The 18,929-nt window shown below is 71.8% G+C and carries 16 protein-coding genes and 2 pseudogenes; 10 read left to right on the top strand and 8 right to left on the bottom strand.

The genetic code is table 11. From position 1 onward, the window contains the following. Positions 1–47 precede the first annotated feature (47 nt). A pseudogene (gene lgt, locus HGK34_RS09865) lies at positions 48–1,004 on the top strand (prolipoprotein diacylglyceryl transferase); the annotation flags it as partial. Between the two features lie 207 nt (positions 1,005–1,211). On the opposite strand, the gene HGK34_RS09860 reads toward lgt, so the two are convergent. Continuing rightward, entirely contained in the window at positions 1,212–2,456 is a 1,245-nt protein-coding gene (locus tag HGK34_RS09860) for a protein kinase domain-containing protein (protein ID WP_201846656.1), read from the bottom strand. Positions 2,457–2,574: 118 nt separating this feature from the next. Here HGK34_RS09860 and HGK34_RS09855 point away from each other — a divergent pair, with 118 nt between their 5' ends. After that, a complete protein-coding gene (locus HGK34_RS09855) occupies positions 2,575–2,946 on the top strand; it encodes an Rv2175c family DNA-binding protein (RefSeq protein ID WP_307815882.1) in 372 nt (123 codons plus the stop codon). Positions 2,947–3,041: 95 nt separating this feature from the next. Here HGK34_RS09855 and HGK34_RS09850 read toward each other — a convergent pair whose 3' ends face one another. Further along, entirely contained in the window at positions 3,042–4,181 is a 1,140-nt protein-coding gene (locus tag HGK34_RS09850) for a polyprenyl synthetase family protein (protein ID WP_201846655.1), read from the bottom strand. A gap of 9 nt (positions 4,182–4,190) precedes the next feature. Beyond that, the gene (locus tag HGK34_RS09845) at positions 4,191–4,766 is read right to left on the bottom strand and encodes a hypothetical protein (RefSeq protein WP_201846653.1); all 576 of its coding nucleotides are present in this window, start codon (positions 4,764–4,766) and stop codon (positions 4,191–4,193) included. 237 nt (positions 4,767–5,003) lie between these two features. On the opposite strand from HGK34_RS09845, the gene HGK34_RS09840 reads away from it, so the two are divergent. Next, on the top strand, positions 5,004–6,245 hold the full coding sequence (locus HGK34_RS09840) for a DUF4192 domain-containing protein (RefSeq protein WP_201846651.1): 1,242 nt from the start codon (positions 5,004–5,006) through the stop codon (positions 6,243–6,245). 178 nt (positions 6,246–6,423) lie between these two features. Beyond that, a complete protein-coding gene (locus HGK34_RS09835; protein WP_201846650.1) occupies positions 6,424–6,780 on the top strand; it encodes a universal stress protein in 357 nt (118 codons plus the stop codon). 144 nt (positions 6,781–6,924) lie between these two features. On the opposite strand, the pseudogene HGK34_RS23745 reads toward HGK34_RS09835, so the two are convergent. Together HGK34_RS23745 and HGK34_RS22320 are read right to left on the bottom strand one after the other, a co-directional pair. After that, positions 6,925–7,050: pseudogene (locus tag HGK34_RS23745) on the bottom strand (hypothetical protein); the annotation flags it as partial. Beyond that, positions 6,990–7,229 (bottom strand): AfsR/SARP family transcriptional regulator, encoded by a 240-nt coding sequence (locus HGK34_RS22320; RefSeq protein ID WP_207193346.1) that lies wholly within the window; start codon positions 7,227–7,229, stop codon positions 6,990–6,992. The pseudogene HGK34_RS23745 and the gene HGK34_RS22320, both read right to left, overlap by 61 nt. Positions 7,230–7,565: 336 nt before the next feature. Here HGK34_RS22320 and HGK34_RS09825 point away from each other — a divergent pair, with 336 nt between their 5' ends. Then, positions 7,566–9,272, top strand: a complete 1,707-nt coding sequence (locus tag HGK34_RS09825) for an RNA polymerase sigma factor (RefSeq protein WP_201846648.1) — start codon at positions 7,566–7,568, stop codon at positions 9,270–9,272. 154 nt (positions 9,273–9,426) lie between these two features. Here the strand turns inward: HGK34_RS09825 and HGK34_RS09820 are convergent, their stop codons facing one another. Further along, on the bottom strand, positions 9,427–9,627 hold the full coding sequence (locus HGK34_RS09820) for a DUF7455 domain-containing protein (protein ID WP_201846743.1): 201 nt from the start codon (positions 9,625–9,627) through the stop codon (positions 9,427–9,429). A 280-nt stretch (positions 9,628–9,907) separates the two neighbouring features. On the opposite strand from HGK34_RS09820, the gene HGK34_RS09815 reads away from it, so the two are divergent. The 5 genes from HGK34_RS09815 to HGK34_RS09795 all read left to right on the top strand — a co-directional run bounded on the left by HGK34_RS09815 (position 9,908) and on the right by HGK34_RS09795 (position 16,861). Then, positions 9,908–12,046 (top strand): DNA gyrase/topoisomerase IV subunit B, encoded by a 2,139-nt coding sequence (locus HGK34_RS09815; protein WP_307815881.1) that lies wholly within the window; start codon positions 9,908–9,910, stop codon positions 12,044–12,046. Positions 12,047–12,154: 108 nt separating this feature from the next. Further along, positions 12,155–12,556, top strand: coding sequence for a DUF4430 domain-containing protein (locus tag HGK34_RS09810; RefSeq protein ID WP_244666597.1), 402 nt, complete (start codon positions 12,155–12,157; stop codon positions 12,554–12,556). After that, on the top strand, positions 12,556–13,179 hold the full coding sequence (locus HGK34_RS09805) for a DUF6580 family putative transport protein (RefSeq protein ID WP_201846642.1): 624 nt from the start codon (positions 12,556–12,558) through the stop codon (positions 13,177–13,179). The genes HGK34_RS09810 and HGK34_RS09805 overlap by 1 nt, the downstream gene beginning before the upstream one ends. A gap of 368 nt (positions 13,180–13,547) precedes the next feature. Further along, on the top strand, positions 13,548–15,038 hold the full coding sequence (locus HGK34_RS09800; protein ID WP_201846640.1) for a lipase family protein: 1,491 nt from the start codon (positions 13,548–13,550) through the stop codon (positions 15,036–15,038). A gap of 167 nt (positions 15,039–15,205) precedes the next feature. Further along, on the top strand, positions 15,206–16,861 hold the full coding sequence (locus HGK34_RS09795) for a serine/threonine-protein kinase (protein ID WP_201846638.1): 1,656 nt from the start codon (positions 15,206–15,208) through the stop codon (positions 16,859–16,861). A gap of 48 nt (positions 16,862–16,909) precedes the next feature. On the opposite strand, the gene HGK34_RS09790 is transcribed toward HGK34_RS09795, so the two are convergent. Together HGK34_RS09790 and HGK34_RS09785 are read right to left on the bottom strand one after the other, a co-directional pair. Continuing rightward, positions 16,910–17,944, bottom strand: coding sequence for a hypothetical protein (locus HGK34_RS09790; protein ID WP_201846636.1), 1,035 nt, complete (start codon positions 17,942–17,944; stop codon positions 16,910–16,912). Positions 17,945–18,154: 210 nt separating this feature from the next. Continuing rightward, entirely contained in the window at positions 18,155–18,706 is a 552-nt protein-coding gene (locus tag HGK34_RS09785) for an RNA polymerase sigma factor (RefSeq protein ID WP_201846634.1), read from the bottom strand. Positions 18,707–18,929 lie beyond the last annotated feature (223 nt).

Below are 18,929 nucleotides of genomic sequence, written 5' to 3'. Positions count from 1 at the left end.
GGGTGCCGATGCCCGCACGCAAGCTTCGACGAGAGAGGCAGTGATCCGTGCCCTACGCGATCCCCAGCCCGCCCCTGGCCTGGAACGCCATCAACCTGGGTCCGCTGACGATCCACGTCTACGCCCTGTGGTTGCTCGCGGGGATCGCCGTCGCGGCGTATCTCACGCAGCGCCGGCTGAGCCGACGAGGAGCGCCGGACGACGTCGTCCTCGACATCGTGCTCTGGGCGGTTCCGCTCGGCATCGTCGGTGCGCGCTTCTACCACGTGCTCACCCACACCGGGGACTACTTCTATGCGGGCGCCGACCCGTGGGACGTGGTGCGCATCTGGGACGGGGGCAATGCGATCTTCGGATCGTTGATCGGCGGAGCCGTCGGCGCGTGGATCGCCTGCCGGCGGGCGGGCATCCGGTTCTGGTCGTTCGCGGACGCGCTCGCACCCGCGATGCTGGTGGCGCAGGCCATCGGGCGTGGCGGCAACTGGTGGAACCACGAGCTGTTCGGCAACCCGACCACTCTCCCGTGGGGCCTGGAGATCGACCCCGACGCGGCGATGTTCCCCGCCGGGGAAGCCGCGGGAACCCTCTTCCACCCGCTGTTCCTGTACGAGGCGTTGTGGAACCTCGTCGGCGCCGGGGTGCTCGTGGCACTGGACCGGCGGTTCCAGCTGCGCTGGGGGCGCCTGTTCGGGCTCTACATGGTCTGGTACGGGGTGGGCCGGGCGTGGCTGGAGCTGCTGCGCATCGATCCGACGAGCGACACCTATCTGGGCCTTCCCGCGAACTCGGCGGTGTCGATCCTGGTGGCGCTCCTCGGACTCACGCTGTTCGTGGTCCGGGGACGGCAGCACCCGGAGCGCGAGGAGTCCGTCTTCGTGCCGGGACGCGAGCCGGCTGCGGGCGGCGCCGTCTCGGGGGAGGGGGCCGCCGTGGCGGGTGCGGCTCGGGCCGAGGCGACGGACGCCGGCGATACGGAAGCCGAGGGTACAGAACCCGCCCGGACGGAACCCGAGGGATCAGCAGGGACCGAGGGCACGGAACCCGACGCGCCGGACCTGGACGGGACGGAACCCGGCAGGACCGACGCCGGGCGTGAGGCCGTCGAGGACGGAGATCCCCAGGCCGTGGAGCCTGACGAGGAGGACTCCGAGGGCAAGGACTCCGGCGACAAGCGCGTACCCGGTGACCAGGGCGGGGTAGCGCCCACAGGGTCAGCTTCGGACGGCTGACGGCGGCTCCGGCAGCGGTTCCTCGACCGCGGCCGGGGCGGCACCCGCGGCCGGGGACGTTCCCGGTCCCGGCCGCACCCAGTCGAACCTGCCGTCGCCGTCGGCCCAGGCGAGTCCGATCAGGAGCAGGGCGAGCAGGATCGCGATGGTGATCAGGGCACCGATGCGCCCTCTGCGACGCGGTCGGGTGATCGGTACGGCGGCGGCGTGCTGCGGCCCGTTCGCCGTGCGCGGCCCGAGCGGGGGCAGCAGCGACGGGGAGATGTCCGTGCGCGGGCCAGGAGTGCCGGCGTGGCCGACGGGCGACGTGGGCGCGGGTGGCGGTGTCTCGGGTGTTCCCAGGTCTTGAGGGGTGGCGTCGAGCACTTCGGCGGGCAGGGCCTTCCATACCGCACGGAGCAGCTGCAGTGCCGCCCGGCCGTCGGCGGGCCGATCCGCGGGGTCGCGTGCGGCGAGCGTGCGCACCAGGTGCTCGACCGCGTCACCGAGCCCCTCGACCACGGTGGACGGCGTGGGGATGTCCCTGTTCACGTGTGCGTACGCGACCTGGATCGGGGTGTCGCCCGAGAACGGCTGCTTCCCCGTGAGCATCTCGAAGGCCATGATCCCGACCGCGTACACGTCGGCCCGGACATCGCACTTGCCGGTCGAGATGACCTCGGGTGCCATGTAGGCCACGGTGCCGAACACGGTGCCGGTCGACGTCTGCGTCATCTCCGTGACGGCACGGGCCAGACCGAAGTCCGCCACCTTGGCCTTTCGTCCGTTCGTGTTCAGGAGGACGTTCTCCGGCTTGATGTCACGATGGACGACCCCGTGGTCATGCGCCGCGGAGAGGGCGGAGAGCACCTGGTCGAGGAGCGCGAACGTCCGGCGGACGGTCAGAGCACCCTCGCGCAGGAGCTGGCGCAGGTTCGTTCCCGGGACGTACTCCATCGTCAGATAGCTGAGATCGCCGTCGTGGCCCTGGTCGTACATGGCCACCACGCCGGGGTGCGAGACGCCGGCGCCGGCCCGGGCCTCGCGCCGGAACCGTGCCACGAAGTCGGCGGCCTGGTCGCCCTCGGCGAGATGTGGGTGCATCACCTTGAGCGCGAGCTCGCGGTTCAGGCGGGTGTCCCGAGCGCGGTACACGGTCGCCATCCCGCCGCTCGCGACGCGTTCGGTGACCTGGTACCGACCGTCGACCGTCTGTCCGACGAGGGGGTCTTGAGTCACGGAAGCCACAGACCCACAGTCTACGGGCGCACGGTGACATGCGGGTATGGAACGTCCTGTCCTCGGACGGTGCTGCGCGGACAGCCTCGGACGTCGCCGCGGAGCCGCGGCCGGATAGGATCTACCGGTGAGCACCACGACGCCAGATGACCCGGGCCTGGACGCACTCGTCGACGAATGGCTGACCTTGCCGGACCTCGCCGACGCTCTCGGTATCGACTTCGGACGTGCCCGCCGACTGGTGCGGGACCGGCATGTGGTGGCGGTCAAGCACGGGGACCGTTCCGTGTGGCAGGTCCCTGCCGGCTTCCTGCAGGACGGTGAGATCATCGCCACCCTGCGCGGGACGATCGTGCTGCTGACGGACGCGGGCTTCAAGGACCCCGAGATCATCGAGTGGCTCCACGAGCACGAGGACTCGCTCGGCATGGCACCGCTCGAGGCGCTGCGCCAGGGCCAGCGTGCCCAGGTGCGCCGGGTGGCGCAGGCACTGTTCTGAGCTCCGGACCGGGCCGCTGACCCAGCAGGCCTCGGGCCCCGGCCCGAGTTCCGTGCCCCGCGCGAGAATGCGGTCCCGGGGCCGTGCACCGGCGTTCAGGCGTCGCGGTCGACCAGCGCTCGTGCGATCGCGGACAGCATCTCGCGGCCCCGTGCGGCAAGGTCCGCGGCGTCGAGCTGCGCCCTCGCGGTCGTGTACAGCCCATCGATGAGGTGCTCGACGTCGTTCAGGGCGCCGGACTCCACGATGACCTCGCGGATGCGCCGGACATCGTCGTCGGACAGGCCGGGGTTGCCCAGGGAACCGGTCAGCAGGTCGCGACCGGCGGATCGCAGACCGGCCATCGCGCGCGCCACCAGGACGGTGCGCTTTCCCTCGCGCAGGTCGTCACCGGCGGGTTTGCCGGTCACAGAGGGGTCGCCGAACACACCCAGCACGTCGTCGCGCAACTGGAACGCCTCGCCGAGGGGAACGCCTGCGGAGTAGATCCGATCGGCGCTCTCGCGGCTCGCGCCGGCCAGGAGGGCGCCGAGCTCCAGCGGAGAGGCGACCGAGTACCCGGCGGCCTTGGCCCGCAGCACGGCCCGCGCCCGCTCCTCGTCGGCGGCCGGATCGGTACCCCAGGGCTCGGCCTGCACGAGCACGTCGAGGAACTGGCCGGTCACGACCTCGCTCTGCATCCGGTCGAACGCATCGCGCACCGACGGCGCGACCTCCGCGAGCGCGGCGAGCGCGGCGGAGAGTTCCCGCTGTGCCGCGATCAGGACGAGATCGCCCAGCAGGATCGCGCCCGCCTCCCCGAACCGCCCGGAGTCGCCCGACCAGCTTGATCCGGCGTGCCGTGCGGCGAACGCGCGGTGCGCGGTGGGCGCGCCGCGTCGCGTGTCGGAGTTGTCCATCACGTCGTCGTGCAGCAGGGCTGCCGCCTGGAACAGTTCCAGGGCGGCGCCCGTGCGCACCACCGCCTCGGAGGCCGGGCCGGACGATGCGCCGCCGTGGGCGCGGAACGACCACCAGCACAACGCGGCACGCAGCCGCTTGCCCCCGGACAGGAGCGTGGACGCCTGATCGGTCAGCGCGGTCGCGGCACCGTCGGCTCCCGCGCTGACGGCCGCGATCTCCGCTGCCAGGGCCGTCAGGTGGGCCGTGACGGCGGCGTCGACGCGGGACCGCAGGTCCTCGACGTCGACGAGTGCGGCGGGTGTTGTCGGGACGGGGGAGGAGGTGAGAGCCACGGAGCCAGCCTAGGCGCCCTCTCCGGTCGCGACGGTCCCGCTCAGGGTGAGCAGCGAGCGGTCGCCGTCCTTCAGAACGCCCACCAGCAGCGATTCGTTGACGGTGGTCTTCTTCACCTTGGTCTTGCGGGTGAACGCGGATTGTGCCGTGAGCCCGCTCTTGGCCGGGGCATCCAACGCCTCGAAGCCGTTCTCCGCCAGGATCGAGGTGATCTGCGCGAGCAGTTTCTCGGGGGACTGCTTCGCCGACAGATTCAGCGTGACCTGCACCGTCTCCGGCTTCGAGCCCGCGACCGGTGCCGCAGAGGTGGCCAGAAGCTTCGCACCGTCCGGCACCGACACCACGTTCTTCGGGAATCCCGGCGCGAAGTCTCCCACCGCGCTCCTGGCGTCGAAGCTCGGCAGGACCTCCGGCGTCGGAGGCGTGCTCGGGGAAGCGGACGGGTCGCCCGCGGCCGACGGGTCGGGCGCCGCGACGGGCGTGCTCTCCGGTTCATCGACCTGGCGGGCGTTGCCGAACTCTCCGGCGATGTCACTCAGGGTCTCGCGCGCCTCGCACCCGGTCAGCAGCAGCGAGGCTGCCACGGCTGTCACCGTGACACGGGCGGCCGCACGGCGGATGCTTCGTCCTGCGTCGCTCTTCGTGGGCTCCACACGGCCTGTCGGGAGAATTCTCGGCACCCCGATACGGTAGCCGTTGGTACCCGCCGCACGGCAACCTCCGCGTTCGACGCCGACCACAGCTACCCGGATCCGCTGCCTGTCGACAGGCAGCGGCCAGGGGACCGGCGGAACCGCGATCGCACCCGTTTGCTGGTGGTCATGAACACGAACGCCAACGCCATCACCGTGCGGGTGCGAGGCCCTCAGGACCTTCTCGCCTTCATCCCCTTCCGGCTCGGCTACCGGCCTTCCGAGTCCGTCGTCGTGGTCAGCGTGCGTGGAAGGCGCCAGCTCGTCGGGCTGGTCGCCCGCCTCGACCTGGATGCCTTCGACGGGCGGTGCACCGATGGGCGGCCGGCCGCGGAGGCAGCGGCGGAGTCCCTGGCGCGGGTCGCGACGAAGGACGGGGCCGATCGCGTCGTCGTCGTGGGATACACCGACGCCGCCCTGCCGGCCGCCATCGGCTCCGGAGCCCGGATCCGGCGTGCGTTGGAGGTGACGGCGGCGCACGTCGAGGGGCGGCTGCCAGGCACCGAGTCGTGGATCGTCACGCCTGGCGGCTACCGCTCGCTCGACTGCGCGGACCCGCTGTGCTGCCCCGCCACGGGGAGGCCGGTCGAGGACATCGTCCACAGCAGGCTCGCGGCGTCCATGGTGCTCGCAGGCCGCTCGGTCGCGCCGAGCCGCGAGGACCGGCTACGCATCGTCAGCGCGTCACCCCAGGCGCGCAGGTCTGCCGGACGTGCTGCCGGGCGATGGGCGAACGCGCACGCGACGACCCCCGACTGGGCCGGCCGGTCACTGCGTGAGTGGCGTGCCGCCGTGCGGCGGGTGGACGCGGCCGGGCCGGGCGAAGCCGTCGACCTGGAGCCGTCGGTGCTCGGCAGGCTCGCTGCCGCCATGGGCGACCGTTGGGTGCGCGACGCGCTCCTGATCTGGATCACCGCGGACGGCGGCGAGACGGACGGTGACGCGGTCCTCCGGACCGCGCGGCGGCAGGTCGACAACCGGACCGACGCGGCGGCGGGACGTGCCATGGCCCGCATCGTCGACCCCGACGGCGCGGTCCGGCCGGGTCAGGAGCGGGTCGGGTCCGCGGTGCGTGTGCTGGAGGCCGTCGTCGCGCACGTTCCCCGGGCCCGCCGGCCCGCGCCGCTCACTCTGCTCGGCCTCGTCGCCTGGTGGAGCGGGGACGGTGCCGTGGCCTCCGGGCGGATCGACGCCGCGCTCGCGATCGACGAGGAGTACACCCTGGCCAAGCTTGTCTCCCGTGCGCTCGAGGCGGGGCTGCCGCCAGGCTGGGTCCGGAGGGAGACCGCGGAGTTGCTGCGTGCGCAGGATGGGGACACGGCACCGGATCGTGACGCGGCGCAGGAGGAGGCCTTCGAGCCGTCGTCCTGAGGACCGCACCGACCCCGCCCCGCCGGCACCGGCGTCACCGTACGGCGGGACGACCATGCGCTTCGGAGGGACGAGCGTGCGCTTCGGTGGGCGCTTACCGCACGATCCCGGCGACGTGGTGTCCGGGGAACCGTCGTGGCGGAGTGACCAGGCTTGTTTTCCGGTAGCGTCGGTGCCCATGACGATCGTCGTGGGCAACCTGGCCACTCCGGAGGGACGGGCGGCACTCGACGCTGCGGTGGCCGAGGCCGAGCAGCGCAAGGCTCCCCTCGTCGTGGTGGCAGGCCCCGGCGAGGCAGGACAGGACCCGGGGGAGCTGACGGAGCGGCTCGAGGCCGCCGGAGTGGAGATTCGCCTGGCCCCCGGAAGCGGCGACCTCGCCGACGACCTGGTGCGGATCGCGACGGAGACGGGTGCGGAGCTCATGGTGATCGGCCTGCGACGCCGGAGCCCGGTGGGCAAGCTCATCCTCGGGTCCGGTGCTCAGCGCATCCTCATCGAGGCGCCGTGCCCGGTGCTGGCGGTCAAGGTCTGAGCCGGGCAGCCGTGCGGTAGGCCGGCAGCCGCGAGCGGAGACAGGACCCGGCACGCACCGATCGTCGGTCACCTGCCGGGGCACGCCGACGCCGCAGAGGGCTGTCATGAGCTGGGCGTGGAACCCCTCGTGCAGGGGGTTGTCGGCGGCGAGAACTTGCAGTTCTGGCAGGAGGTCCCGGTATTCGCCGAGGCCGAGCGCCGTTTCGGTCAGCTGCTCGTGCGGCCGGAGCCGGTCCTGTACGACGTGTACGACGTGAGACTCCAGCACCGGCGTGCCGGCCTGGGCGGATGGGAGCCCCAGAGCTCGTCCACCAGCGTGTCCACGGCCACCGTCCGGCCGTGGTGGAGCAGCAGCACGGCGAGAACCTGTCGCGGCATCGCCGCCGAGATCGTGCCGCGCGTCGTCAGACCGGTGGCCACCAGGGGCCCCAGGACTCGAAACCTCATGCTTCCTCTTCCACGGTCGTGGACGTGACCTCCCGGGAGCAGCGCACCCCCGTGGCGCGAGGAAGCCGTCGTCGTCCCGGAGGGTGCCTTCGCGGGAATCATTGCGCTGCCTGGTTCGTTGACTCTCTATCCCTGAAGAACGAAGCGAGAACCCGGGAAGAACGCCCGCTGTCTGCGGGCTCCGCGCGTATGAGGCTGTGAGATGAGCCCAGAGACATCTGCGCTGGCCACGTCGGATGAGGCGTGCAAGGGTGCCGACGGTACAATATCCCTTGTTCGTTGCCGATCACGACGAGGTCCAGTGCAGGCCCCGGCAGCGGAACCACCGGATCCTCGATGACCCCGAAAGGTCGGTTTGTGGCGCCCACTCCCGTCAACTCCCAGGACACAGCTCTCGATCGTGCCCCCGTGCGCGACCTGCCACGCGAGTTCGAGCATCCCGCTCTGAAGGAACTGCTCAGCGTCGGTGTGGCCGCCGGCCGTGTCGATGCCGAGAACTTCCGCACGGCCTGTGAGGCCGCCAAGGTGGCCGACGCCAAGCGGCTCAAGGCCGTGCTCCGAGCCCTCGCCGGTTCCGGGGTGGATGTCGGGCTGCCCGCCTCGGCCACCGTTGCCGCCGCAGCTGCGAGCCGCTCGGGCGCTGTCGCCGCGAAGGCCAGCGTCGAGGGCGATGCCTCGGGCTCGGCATCTGGCACGAAGAAGACCACCCGCCGGACGACGACGTCGTCCACCACCCGGAAGACGACCGCGAAGAAGACCACCGCGTCCGGCACGACGGCGGCAGCCGCCGCAGCCACCGACTCGGTCTCGGAAACCGTGGGGGACGAGTCCGGGGCGGAGACCAAGAAGCCGACGACGCGCAAGAAGCCCGCCGCGAAGAAGTCGGCGGCCGCGAAGACGACCAAGGCCGCGCCGGCATCCCGCCGTCGCAAGGGTGGGGATGACGCGCCGGTTCTCGTCGAGAACGACCTGTCGGACATCTCGACCGTCCCGCACGAGGACGAGGAGGCGGCACCGCCCACCAGGAAGCGCAAGGGTGAGTCGGACGAGCGGGGTGGCTTCGTCGTCTCGGACACGGACGACGAGGATCAGCCCGCGCAGCAGGTCGTCACGGCCGGTGCCACCGCGGACCCGGTCAAGGACTACCTGAAGCAGATCGGCAAGGTCGCGCTGCTGAACGCGGAGCAGGAGGTCGAGCTCGCGAAGCGGATCGAGGCCGGCCTGTTCGCCGAGGAGCGCCTCGCCAGCACGGAGTTCGACCGGAACGACAAGGGTCAGCGTCGCACCGAGCGTGACCTGAAGTGGATCGCCCACGACGGCAAGCGCGCCAAGAACCACCTGCTCGAGGCGAACCTGCGCCTCGTGGTCTCGCTCGCCAAGCGCTACACGGGTCGCGGCATGCTGTTCCTGGACCTGATCCAGGAGGGCAACCTCGGCCTGATCCGCGCGGTCGAGAAGTTCGACTACACCAAGGGCTACAAGTTCTCCACGTACGCCACCTGGTGGATCCGGCAGGCGATCACCCGCGCCATGGCGGACCAGGCCCGCACCATCCGCATCCCGGTGCACATGGTCGAGGTCATCAACAAGCTCGCCCGCGTGCAGCGCCAGATGCTCCAGGACCTGGGCCGTGAGCCCACGCCGGAGGAACTGGCCAAGGAGCTCGACATGACCCCGGAGAAGGTGGTCGAGGTCCAGAAGTACGGCCGCGAGCCCATCTCCCTGGCGACGCCGCTCGGTGAGGACGGCGACAGCGAGTTCGGTGACCTCATCGAGGACTCCGAGGCCGTTGTCCCGGCCGACGCCGTCTCCTTCACGCTGCTGCAGGAGCAGCTCCACCAGGTGCTCGACACGCTCAGCGAGCGTGAGGCCGGCGTGGTCTCCATGCGGTTCGGCCTCCAGGACGGCCAGCCCAAGACGCTCGACGAGATCGGCAAGGTCTACGGCGTGACGCGCGAGCGCATCCGGCAGATCGAGTCCAAGACGATGTCGAAGCTACGGCACCCGTCACGCTCGCAGGTGCTGCGCGACTACCTGGACTGATCCGCGACCGGACCGCGACCGCACCGCGCGAACGGCCGGCTCCCTTCCGGGGAGCCGGCCGTTCGCGTGTGGCGGCAGGTGGCACCTGCTTGTGGACGACGACGGCGGGGCACCTCCGTGTGGAGGTGCCCCGCCGTTTCGGGTTGGTCAGGTGTCAGCTCTGCTGGCCGTGCTCGGCGAGCAGCCTGTCGGTCTCGTCCTGGACGTGGGTGGCCACGCCTGCGTAGGCGGGCTGGTGCGCACGGGCGTGGTGGCCGCAGAAGAGCAGTTCGCCCGTGGGAAGGACGACTCGCACGTAGGCCTGGGCCCCGCAGCGGTCGCAACGGTCGGCGGCGGTGAGCTGTTCGGTGGTCATGGTCGTCACGCCCCTATCCAACCATCGGTCCGTCGGGTCCCATCCCCGCAGGGCCCCGCTTTCGCCGTGAGCATAGCGGTGTGCCTCACAGTTCCCGTAGCCCCGGAGCCCGGATTGCGCTGAGGGATGAATCACCGAGCGGGGGCGGCGCACGACGACGTCTGCGGGCGGGTTCACGCTCGCCAGGAGACACCGCTCGGCGACGTCCGCTATGCGTCTATGCGCGTCTGTCCTGCGTGGCGGGCACAACGTGTCGGCCACCTCGTCTACGCTGTGCCCCGTGACCGCGACCGCCCGTCCTGAGAAGGAATCCAGCTACACCGCCCGGCACCTCTCCGTCCTGGAGGGCCTGGAGGCGGTGCGCAAGCGCCCCGGCATGTACATCGGGACCACCGATTCGCGTGGCCTCATGCACTGCCTGTGGGAGATCATCGACAACTCCGTCGACGAGGCGCTGGGCGGGTACGCCACGCGCATCGACGTCGTGCTCCACGCCGACTCCTCGGTGACGGTCACGGACGACGGGCGCGGGATCCCGGTCGACGTCGAGCCCAAGACCGGGCTGTCCGGCGTCGAGGTCGTCTACACGAAGCTGCACGCGGGCGGGAAGTTCGGCGGCGGTTCCTACGCGGCCTCCGGCGGTCTGCACGGCGTGGGCGCCTCGGTGGTCAACGCGTTGTCCGCGCGCCTCGACGTCGAGGTCGACCGCGGCGGCAAGACGCACCGGATGACGTTCCACCGCGGCGAGCCGGGGCTGTTCGCGGACCCGCCGTCCGGCGCGAGCCCGGACGTGCCGTTCGAGCCGTTCACCGACCACTCCGAGCTCGCCGTGGTGGGCAAGGTGAAGCGGGGCGTGACGGGCACCCGCGTGCGGTACTGGGCGGACCGGCAGATCTTCCCCAAGACGGCCGTCTTCAGCTACGACGAGCTCGTCACCCGCGCCCGGCAGACCAGTTTCCTGGTGCCGGGCCTGGAGCTCCGCATCCGTGACGAGCGCGGCCTGCCGGGAACGCCCGGGGAGTCGGGTGTCCACGAGGAGGTGTTCAAGCACGAAGGCGGCGTCGTCGACTTCGTCGAGCACCTCGCCCCGGACGTGCCGGTGACGGCGATCTGGCGGTTGCAGGGCTCGGGCACGTTCTCCGAGACGGTCCCCGTCCTGGACGAGAAGGGGCACATGACCCCGCAGGCGGTCCAGCGCGACTGCGAGGTCGACGTGGCCCTGCGGTGGGGAACCGGCTACGAGACCGAGGTGCGCTCCTTCGTCAACATCATCTCCACCCCCAAGGGCGGCACCCACCAGACCGGTTTCGAGCAGGGTCTCCTCAAGGTGCTGCGCAAGGCGGTCGAGACGAACGCCCGCAAGCTCAAGGTGTCCACCAAGGACAACGGCGAGCGCATCGAGAAGGACGATGCCCTGGCCGGACTGACCGCCGTGGTCACCGTCCGCCTCGCGGAGCCGCAGTTCGAGGGCCAGACCAAGGAGGTCCTCGGCACCGGCCCGGTCCGGCAGATCGTCTCGCGCGTCGTGGAGAAGGAGATCCACGCGCACCTGACCTCGGCCAAGCGGGACGACAAGACGCAGGCCGCGCTCCTCCTGGAGAAGGTCGTCGCCGAGATGCGAGCCCGCATCACCGCGCGCAAGCAGAAGGAGATCAGTCGGCGCAAGAACGCGCTGGAAACCTCCTCCCTGCCGGCCAAGCTCGCCGACTGCCGCAGCGACGACGTCAACAGGTCCGAGCTGTTCATCGTGGAGGGTGACTCGGCCCTCGGCACCGCGAAGCTGGCCCGCTCCAGTGACTTCCAGGCGCTGCTGCCCATCCGCGGCAAGATCCTCAACGTCCAGAAGGCATCCATCAGCGACATGCTGCGCAACGCCGAGTGTGCCGCCATCATCCAGGTGCTCGGCGCCGGGTCGGGGCGCTCGTTCGACCTCGAGGCGGCCCGCTACGGCAAGGTCGTGCTGATGACTGACGCCGACGTCGACGGCGCCCACATCCGCACCCTGCTGCTCACACTCTTCTACCGCTACATGAAGCCGCTCATCGAGGCCGGCCGCGTGTTCGCGGCCGTTCCGCCGCTGCACCGGGTGGAGCTGCCCGCGAGCGGGCGGCGCAAGACGGAGTACATCTACACGTACTCCGAGGCGGAGTTGCAGACCACCCTGCGCAGGCTCGACAAGGCAGGGCGGCGCTACAAGGACGACATCCAGCGCTACAAGGGCCTCGGTGAGATGGATGCGGACCAGCTCGCGGAGACCACGATGAGCCCGCGTCACCGCACGCTGCGGCGCGTCACCGCCGAGCACGCCGAGGCCGCCGAGCGCGTGTTCGACCTGCTGATGGGGTCGGACGTGGCGCCGCGCAAGAAATTCATCATCGACGGCGCGAGCGAGCTGGACCGCGAGCGGATCGACGTCTGACCGGCGCGGACGGCGCGCACCGGCCCAAGTGCCGCCGTCCGTCGCGGGGCGGTTCGCGAGACACATGTGCGCTCAGGCCGTCCTCGTTCCTACGATTGTCCCGTGACCATGCAAAGCACCACCGTCCCGTCCCTGAAGATGCTCGCCGCGGCCGCTGCCGTCGCGCTCCTTGCGGCCTGCGGTTCCGGCGGCGAGGGCAACGACGAGGCCGATCCCACCGCGTCCGCTCCCGGCGGCCTCGCCCTGGCCTGCTCCGAGAAGGAAGACTTCACCTACGCGGGCGAGGACGGCGAGACCGCTCTCGATCTGCTGCTGGAGAACGACCCGAGCGCCGAGACCAGCGGTGAGGGCGAGATGGCCTTCGTCACCGCCATCTGCGGCTACACCGCGGACGACGGCGAGAACGAGTTCTGGGCGCTCTACGTGGACGGCGAGCAGGCCACGGAGGGCGCCGGCGCGCTCGAGACCGAGGACGGCCAGGAGATCACCTGGAAGCTGGAGACGTTCTGATGCGGGGCGCCCGGTCCGCCGTCGACGCGGCACCTGCACGCGACCTGACGCTCGCGGAGCTCGCCCGGCGCTGGTGGCGGCCGGCGCTCGCGGTCGCCGTCGTGGCGCTCGCGGTGGTGTGGCGGCTGGTGCGCGCGGATCTGGGCGCGCCACCGAACCTGGAGCTGATCACCGCGGCGACGTTCTTCACGGCCGTCATCCTGCGGCATCGCGCGGCCGTGCTGGTGCCGTTCGCCGCTGCCGCGGTGAGCGATGCGCTGCTCGGCAACACGTCGATCCTGGTGTTCACCTGGACGGCCTGGGCTGTGATCGGCGCCGGGGCGCTGCTCGTGCGGCGCAGCGCGGGGTGGCGCCGCCTCGGGGCTGCGTTCGGGCTCGGGGTGGGAGGCTCGATCTGGTTCTTCCTGTGGACCAACTTCGGTGTGTGGCTGCAGGCGAGAGGTACGTTCTACGCGCCGGGCCTGGACGGGCTCCTCGCGTCCTACGTTGCCGGCCTGCCTTTCTTCCGCACGATGCTGCTCGGCAACCTGGTGCTCGTCCCTCTCGCGGCCGCCGCCGCAGCCCTCGTGGAGCGCGCCGAACGCGCGCCGGCGGCTCCGAAGGCCCTGAGCCTGCCCCGATGACGTCCGTCTGACACCGCCTGCGCCGCGGCCCGCACCCACGTGCTGCCAGTAGCCCGTGGCCCGCTGCGTGCTGCCCGCTGCTGTCAGTAGCCTGCGGCCCGAAACCCGCGGCCCGAAACCTGCGGCCCGAAACCTGCGGCCCGAAACCTGCGGCCCGCTGCCCGTTGGCCGAAACCCGCGGCCCGCGGCCCGCGGCCCGCGGCCCGTGAGCCGCCGCCGCTGGCCGCGGAGCAGTCCTCTCCGATGGCCGGACCTGCGGTGACGTCTTGGCGGCGCTACTTATTGTAGTTACAGTAAGTAGCGCTCGGCTCGCCGGGCCGGACGCTCAGCGCCGAGTGTCCGAGGACGACCTCGAAGGAGAGGCATCCATGTTGGACAGACACCCTTCTCGACACCGTGCCCCTGGCGGCGCCCGGAGATCCCGGCGTCACGGACTCGCTCTGGCGACGGCCGCGGCCCTCGTCCTGCCACTCGTGCCGACCGCCGCACACGCCGCCAATGCCACCCACGCGGCAGCGCCCGCCGGTGCCACCCACGCCGACGCCATGCTCCTGGACGCCGCCGCCGGCACCTCATCCGCCGCCGGCACCTCATCCGCCGCCGGCACCTCGTCCGCCGCCGGCACCTCGTCCGCCGCCGTCACCCAGTCCGCCGTCGGCTCCTCGTCCGATCCTGCACCGTCAGACCCCGCGCCCACCGATCCCGGCACGGGCGAGCTCACCGACCCGTCGTCGGCCGCCGTGCCCGACGACGACGGCGTCTACCGGTCCGGCACGATCTTTCCCGTCCCGCCCGACCCCTTCTACGACCCGCCGGCAGACCTGGGCGACGGCGCGGACGGTGAGCTGATCAAGGTCCGCGAGCAGGCTGTCGGCCTGGACGCGCGCACCTGGATGGTCATGTACCACTCGACGAACGCCACCGGTCAGGACATCCCCGTGACCGGGCGGGTCCTGGTGCCGCATCACGCCTGGTACGGCGAGGGGCCGCGCCCGATCGTGACCGTGGCTCCGGGGACGCGGGGCATCGGCGACGACTGCGCGCCGTCGCGCTGGCTGGACTACGAGCGGCCGCTCATCGAGCCCTTCCTGCTCAAGGGGTATGCGGTGGTGATCACCGACTACGAGGGTCTGGGGACGCCCGGCCTGCACACCTACATGGTCGGCCAGTCGCAGGGCCGCGTGGTGCTCGACATGGTGCGCGCGGCGACGAACCTGACCGAGTCCGGGCTGGAGCCCGGCGGCAAGGTGGCGATCGCCGGCTACTCGCAGGGAGGCGGCGGTGCCGTCTGGGCGGGTGAGCTGTGGCAGACGTACGCACCGGAGCTCGACGTCGTCGGGGTGGCGGCCGGCGGGGTACCCGCAGACCTCACCGCGGTGTCGGAGCGGCTGAACGGCGGGGTCGGGTTCGGGTTCATGCTGCTCGCCGCGTTCGGGTACGACGCCGCCTACCCTGACCTGGACCTGCACGCCTACCTCAACGAGCGGGGAGAGCGCCTGTACGAGGAGGCGCAGGACGCGTGCGTCGACATGGCGCTCGCGTATGCGCTGCAGGACATCGACGTCTACACCGACGCGGACCCGCGCCACACGGACGCGTGGCAGGCGCGGTTCGGCCAGAACCGCGCGGGGGGCAACCCGCCCGACGTACCGATCTTCCTCTACCACGGGCTGTTCGACGAGATCGTGCCACGGGGCCAGGCCGTGACGCTGCGCGACGAGTACTGCGCGGCGGGCGCCGGCGTGTACTGGCAGTGGCACCTGGGGGAGCATGTCACCACGATGGCGACGGCCGCCCCGAGCGTGGTCACGTTCGTCGAGCGGCGGTTCCGCGACCGGCCGTTCTACCCCACCTGCTGACCGGTCCGCCGGGGCATCCACCTCGCGGTGGGTGGCACGAACGGTGCGCGGAAGGCCCGCGGCCGCCGTCGTGCCGTCCTCCGCGACGTGAGCGGCCTGCCCGCCTCGTGTGCCGACGGGCAGGCTTTCACCCGGTCTCCTCCGGTCCGGTCGATAGCCTTCTGACCATGGAGCATCCTGAGCGCATCGGCCGCTATCGCATCGAGCGGGTGCTTGGCGCAGGGTCGTTCGCGACGGTCTGGCTCGGCCACGACGAGGTGCTCGATGCCCGTGTGGCGATCAAGGTGCTGGCCGAGAACTGGAGTCATGACCTGCGGGTGCGGGAGCGCTTCGTCGAGGAGGCGCGCCTGCTGTGGCGGCTCGAGGACGACCATCTGGTGCGGGTCCATGCCTTCGACGAACTGCCGGACGGCCGTCCGTACGTGGTCCTCGGCTGGGCCGACGGGGGGAGCCTGCGCGACCGGCTCGAGTCCGGCCCGCTCGAGGTGGAGCTGTGTCTGTGGCTGCTGGCGCAGATCGCCTCAGGGGTGCAGGTGCTGCACGACGCGCAGATCGTGCACCGCGACCTCACTCCCGGGAACGTGCTCTTCCGCAACCGGCCGACAGGGCCGCAACAGGTGCTCGTGGCCGATCTCGGGCTCGCGAAGGAGCTCGCGGCGACGTCAGGGCTCACGGCCCGAGCGGGGACCCCGGGGTTCATGGCGCCCGAGCAGGACCATCCGCTCGCCACGGTCGACCGCCGGACGGACGTGTACGCGCTCGGCCGCCTCGGCGTCGTGCTTCTGACCACGCCCGATACCACGCCCGATACCGAGCCCGATACCGAGCCCGATCTCCCGTCCGACACCACGGCGGAGGGTCCGACGGGAGCCCGTGCGGATGTCGGCGACGCGCCCGCCGTCACGGTCGGTGCCGTGGAGGGCCGTCGGAGGCTGCGCCGCGGAGTTCCGTCGGCGGTCGCGGCCGTGCTCCGCACGGCGACCGCCCAGGACCCGGAGAGCCGGTACGCGGACGCCGAGGCCTTCGCGACCGCGCTGGCGGAAGCCATCGGGAACCGGGCGCCGGGAGCGGCGGGCGGCGGCCCCGTCACCGGTTCCCCGGCCGGCAGCTCGCCGGCCGGGGATTCCGGGGAGCGTCACCGGCCGGGACGCGCTGCGGCGCGCGACGAGCCGGATTCCGGGGCGGGCGCGAGACCTCCCGCACCGGCGCCGGAGTCAGCCCCGGAGCCGGCCCCGGCGTCGTCGCCGCTGCCCGCACCGCGCCGGTCCCGGCGGCGCCGGGTGGTCGCGGCCGCTCTGGTTCTCCTCGTCACCGGCGCCGCCACGACGGTGTGGTGGCTGCAGCGGGACACGTCCACGGTGGCCGTCGACGACGACGGGCGGGTCCGCCTGCGGCTCCCGGCGGGCTGGGAGGCCGCCGGATCCGGCTGGTCCGGCCGGCCGGACGGCGACGGCGTTCTGGAGCCGGCCCTGGTCGTCTCACCGGATCCCGGTCGCTGGGCGGACGACGACTCCCTACCGGGTGCGTTCATCGGTCTGTCACCCTCCCTGGGCTCCGTGACCACACCCGAGGCCTACATCGCGGAGCAGGTGCACGGCCAGTGCGATGAGCCGGACAGCACGGAGGTCGACGCCGGCGGAGTCACCTGGACCGTGGCGACGTTCGCCGCGTGCCGCAGCGGGAAGCCGACGATCGTCGAGGCGGCGGGCTCCGCGCCGTCGGACGCGGGCCTGCTCTACGTCCAGATCGCCCCGCCGGCGAGCGGCGACCCCGCGTCCTTCGTCGAGTCGCTGCTCGCCGGCGTCGAGGCGACGACGTCATGACGGCCCGGCGGACGTCCGCCGGACGTCCGCCGTACCCCCGGCGAGACCCTACGGGACCGGGATCTCGGTCAGTACCGTCTTCCCGGTGAGGTTGCCCCATTCGAGCTCCACCCGGGCGTCGGCCGGGATCTCGTAGACGACGAACTGCTGGTCGGTGGTGCCTTCCGGGACGACACCGGCCTCGTAGAACTGCGGCAGGTCGCCGCGCCGTTCACCGTCCACGACCAGGTGCAGCTCGTCACCGATGGCGACGAAGCAGCTGATCGCGCCCTTCGGCGTGCTCGCGTCCAGTTCCAGGAGCACCATCAGGCTGTCCGCTGCGGCCTGCTCGGTGAGGTAGGAGGTGCCGTCGCGGTCGAACCCGATCCAGGGGGCCAGCGTGGCGTCGGTGATCTTCACGCTCATCGGGCACTGCTCCTGCGAGCCGCCGGCTTCCCCGGTCAGGACGGTTCCGGGCGACTCGACGTGGATCGTCCTCGGATACTCCGGCTCGGGCACCTCGCCCGTCAGCGGCAGGGTGTCCTGGCGCCGGTCCAGCTCACCGAGCACGAGGGCCGCGTCCTGGACGGGCGCGTCGGGCCCAGGGAGCTCGAAGCCGTACCAGCCGCTCGCCGTCGTGCCTGGATCGATGTTGCCCGACGCGTCGGTGTTCAGGACGTTGGGGAGAAGGTCGCCGGTCCCGAGGTCCAGGTAGATGCCGTCCTGCAGCAGAAGGCCCTCGTTGAGGAGGCGGTTGGTCACCTTGACCTGGACGTAGAGGTAGGGGACCTCGCCGGGGAGCTCGTCAGGCATGTCCCCGGTCTTGCTGCCGGGGGTCTCGTAGGACACCTCGGCCGACAGGACCGTCACGTCCGCCTGGACGTGGGCCACGGTGCGTTCGGTGACGCCTGCCACGGGGATCGGTGCCCCGGTGCCCGGGCTCGCGGACGCCGCCTGATCGTCCGCGGCGTCCGTCTGCTCGTCCTGGGTCGCGGCCTCGCCGCTGAGCGGGCTGACGGCCTCGCCGTCGCCGCCGCAGGCCGCCAGCGTCAGGGGGAGCGCGAGTGCCAGCACGGCGGGCAGGGTGCGGGGGATGGACCGCATGGTGATCTCCTTCTGTCGGGTTCCGTCACCACATGAGTCCGCCCGGAGGGCGCCGCGGTTCGGTGGGAAGAGAGTGATGTGTGTCACGCCCGGCTCCGGGGCGGGGAGGGATCCTCGATCGGGTGTCGCGGCAGGGCTTCCGGAGCCCTGACGGCCGCGGCCCGACGGCGTGCGCGTGTCGTGCGCGTGCCGGGCACGTGGCCGGACGCCTCACCCGTCGCCGTCGAGCCGCGCCCGCAGGCGCCGCCGGCCCTCGTGCACCCGAGACTTCGCCGTTCCCTCGGGGACGCCGAGCGCTGCCGCAACCTCCGCGTACGGCATGCCTGCCACGTCCCGCAGGGCGACCGCCTCGGCGTGCGCCGCGCCGATCGCGGACAGGCCGTCGAGGAGGTCCAGGCGGGTGCCCGCCACGACGCTGGTACGTCGCGGGTCGGGCCGGTCGGGCGGGGGAACGGCGTTCTCCGCCTCGAACCGGCGCCGGAGCGCCTGGTACGTGCTTCGTGACCGGTTGGCCGCGACGCGGTAGAGCCAGGTCCGGAAGGCCGAGCGCCCCTCGAAGCGGCCGATGCCGCTCGCGAGTGCGAGCAGCGTGTCCTGGCACGCCTCCTCGGCGTCCTCGGCGCACGGCAGGAACCGGGCGCAGATCCGCAGCGCGTCCGGGCGGACGTGCACCAGGAGCTCGTCCAGAGCGCGGGCGTCGCCGCCGGCCGCCGCCGCGGCGAGCCGCTCCACCTCGTCGGTACGTTCGACCAGCTGATCCACGCCGCCAGCGTAGTTGGCGCGACGGCGGCTCCGGCGAGATTCCCGCCGCCCCGTCGTCCGCGGTTCTCCCGTCGCCGCCCGCCTCCGGGCGTGCCCCGCCGCCCACGACCTCCGAAAGGCTCATGACCTGCGGTTTTGTCGATTCTCTGTGTGTCGAACGTTCACATGCAGTTCCCCCGGCGTTGCGTGTCCGTTTCGACTTGTTCCGGACGATAGCCGGGTT

The sequence above is a fragment of the Myceligenerans indicum genome, from assembly GCF_016742955.1.
GTDB lineage: Bacteria > Actinomycetota > Actinomycetes > Actinomycetales > Cellulomonadaceae > Myceligenerans > Myceligenerans indicum.
The sequence above is the reverse complement of the archived record's forward strand: the minus strand, read 5'-3'. Positions and strand labels throughout refer to the sequence as shown.

Coding starts and splice junctions, on each gene's coding strand:
- HGK34_RS09840 (WP_201846651.1), top strand. CDS start 5,004: ATGAACACGAACGCCAACGCCATCACCGTGCGGGTGCGAGGCCCTCAG.
- HGK34_RS09835 (WP_201846650.1), top strand. CDS start 6,424: ATGACGATCGTCGTGGGCAACCTGGCCACTCCGGAGGGACGGGCGGCA.
- HGK34_RS22320 (WP_207193346.1), bottom strand. CDS start 7,229: ATGAGGTTTCGAGTCCTGGGGCCCCTGGTGGCCACCGGTCTGACGACG.
- HGK34_RS09825 (WP_201846648.1), top strand. CDS start 7,566: ATGACCCCGAAAGGTCGGTTTGTGGCGCCCACTCCCGTCAACTCCCAG.
- HGK34_RS09820 (WP_201846743.1), bottom strand. CDS start 9,627: ATGACCACCGAACAGCTCACCGCCGCCGACCGTTGCGACCGCTGCGGG.
- HGK34_RS09810 (WP_244666597.1), top strand. CDS start 12,155: ATGCAAAGCACCACCGTCCCGTCCCTGAAGATGCTCGCCGCGGCCGCT.
- HGK34_RS09805 (WP_201846642.1), top strand. CDS start 12,556: ATGCGGGGCGCCCGGTCCGCCGTCGACGCGGCACCTGCACGCGACCTG.
- HGK34_RS09800 (WP_201846640.1), top strand. CDS start 13,548: ATGTTGGACAGACACCCTTCTCGACACCGTGCCCCTGGCGGCGCCCGG.
- HGK34_RS09795 (WP_201846638.1), top strand. CDS start 15,206: ATGGAGCATCCTGAGCGCATCGGCCGCTATCGCATCGAGCGGGTGCTT.
- HGK34_RS09790 (WP_201846636.1), bottom strand. CDS start 17,944: ATGCGGTCCATCCCCCGCACCCTGCCCGCCGTGCTGGCACTCGCGCTC.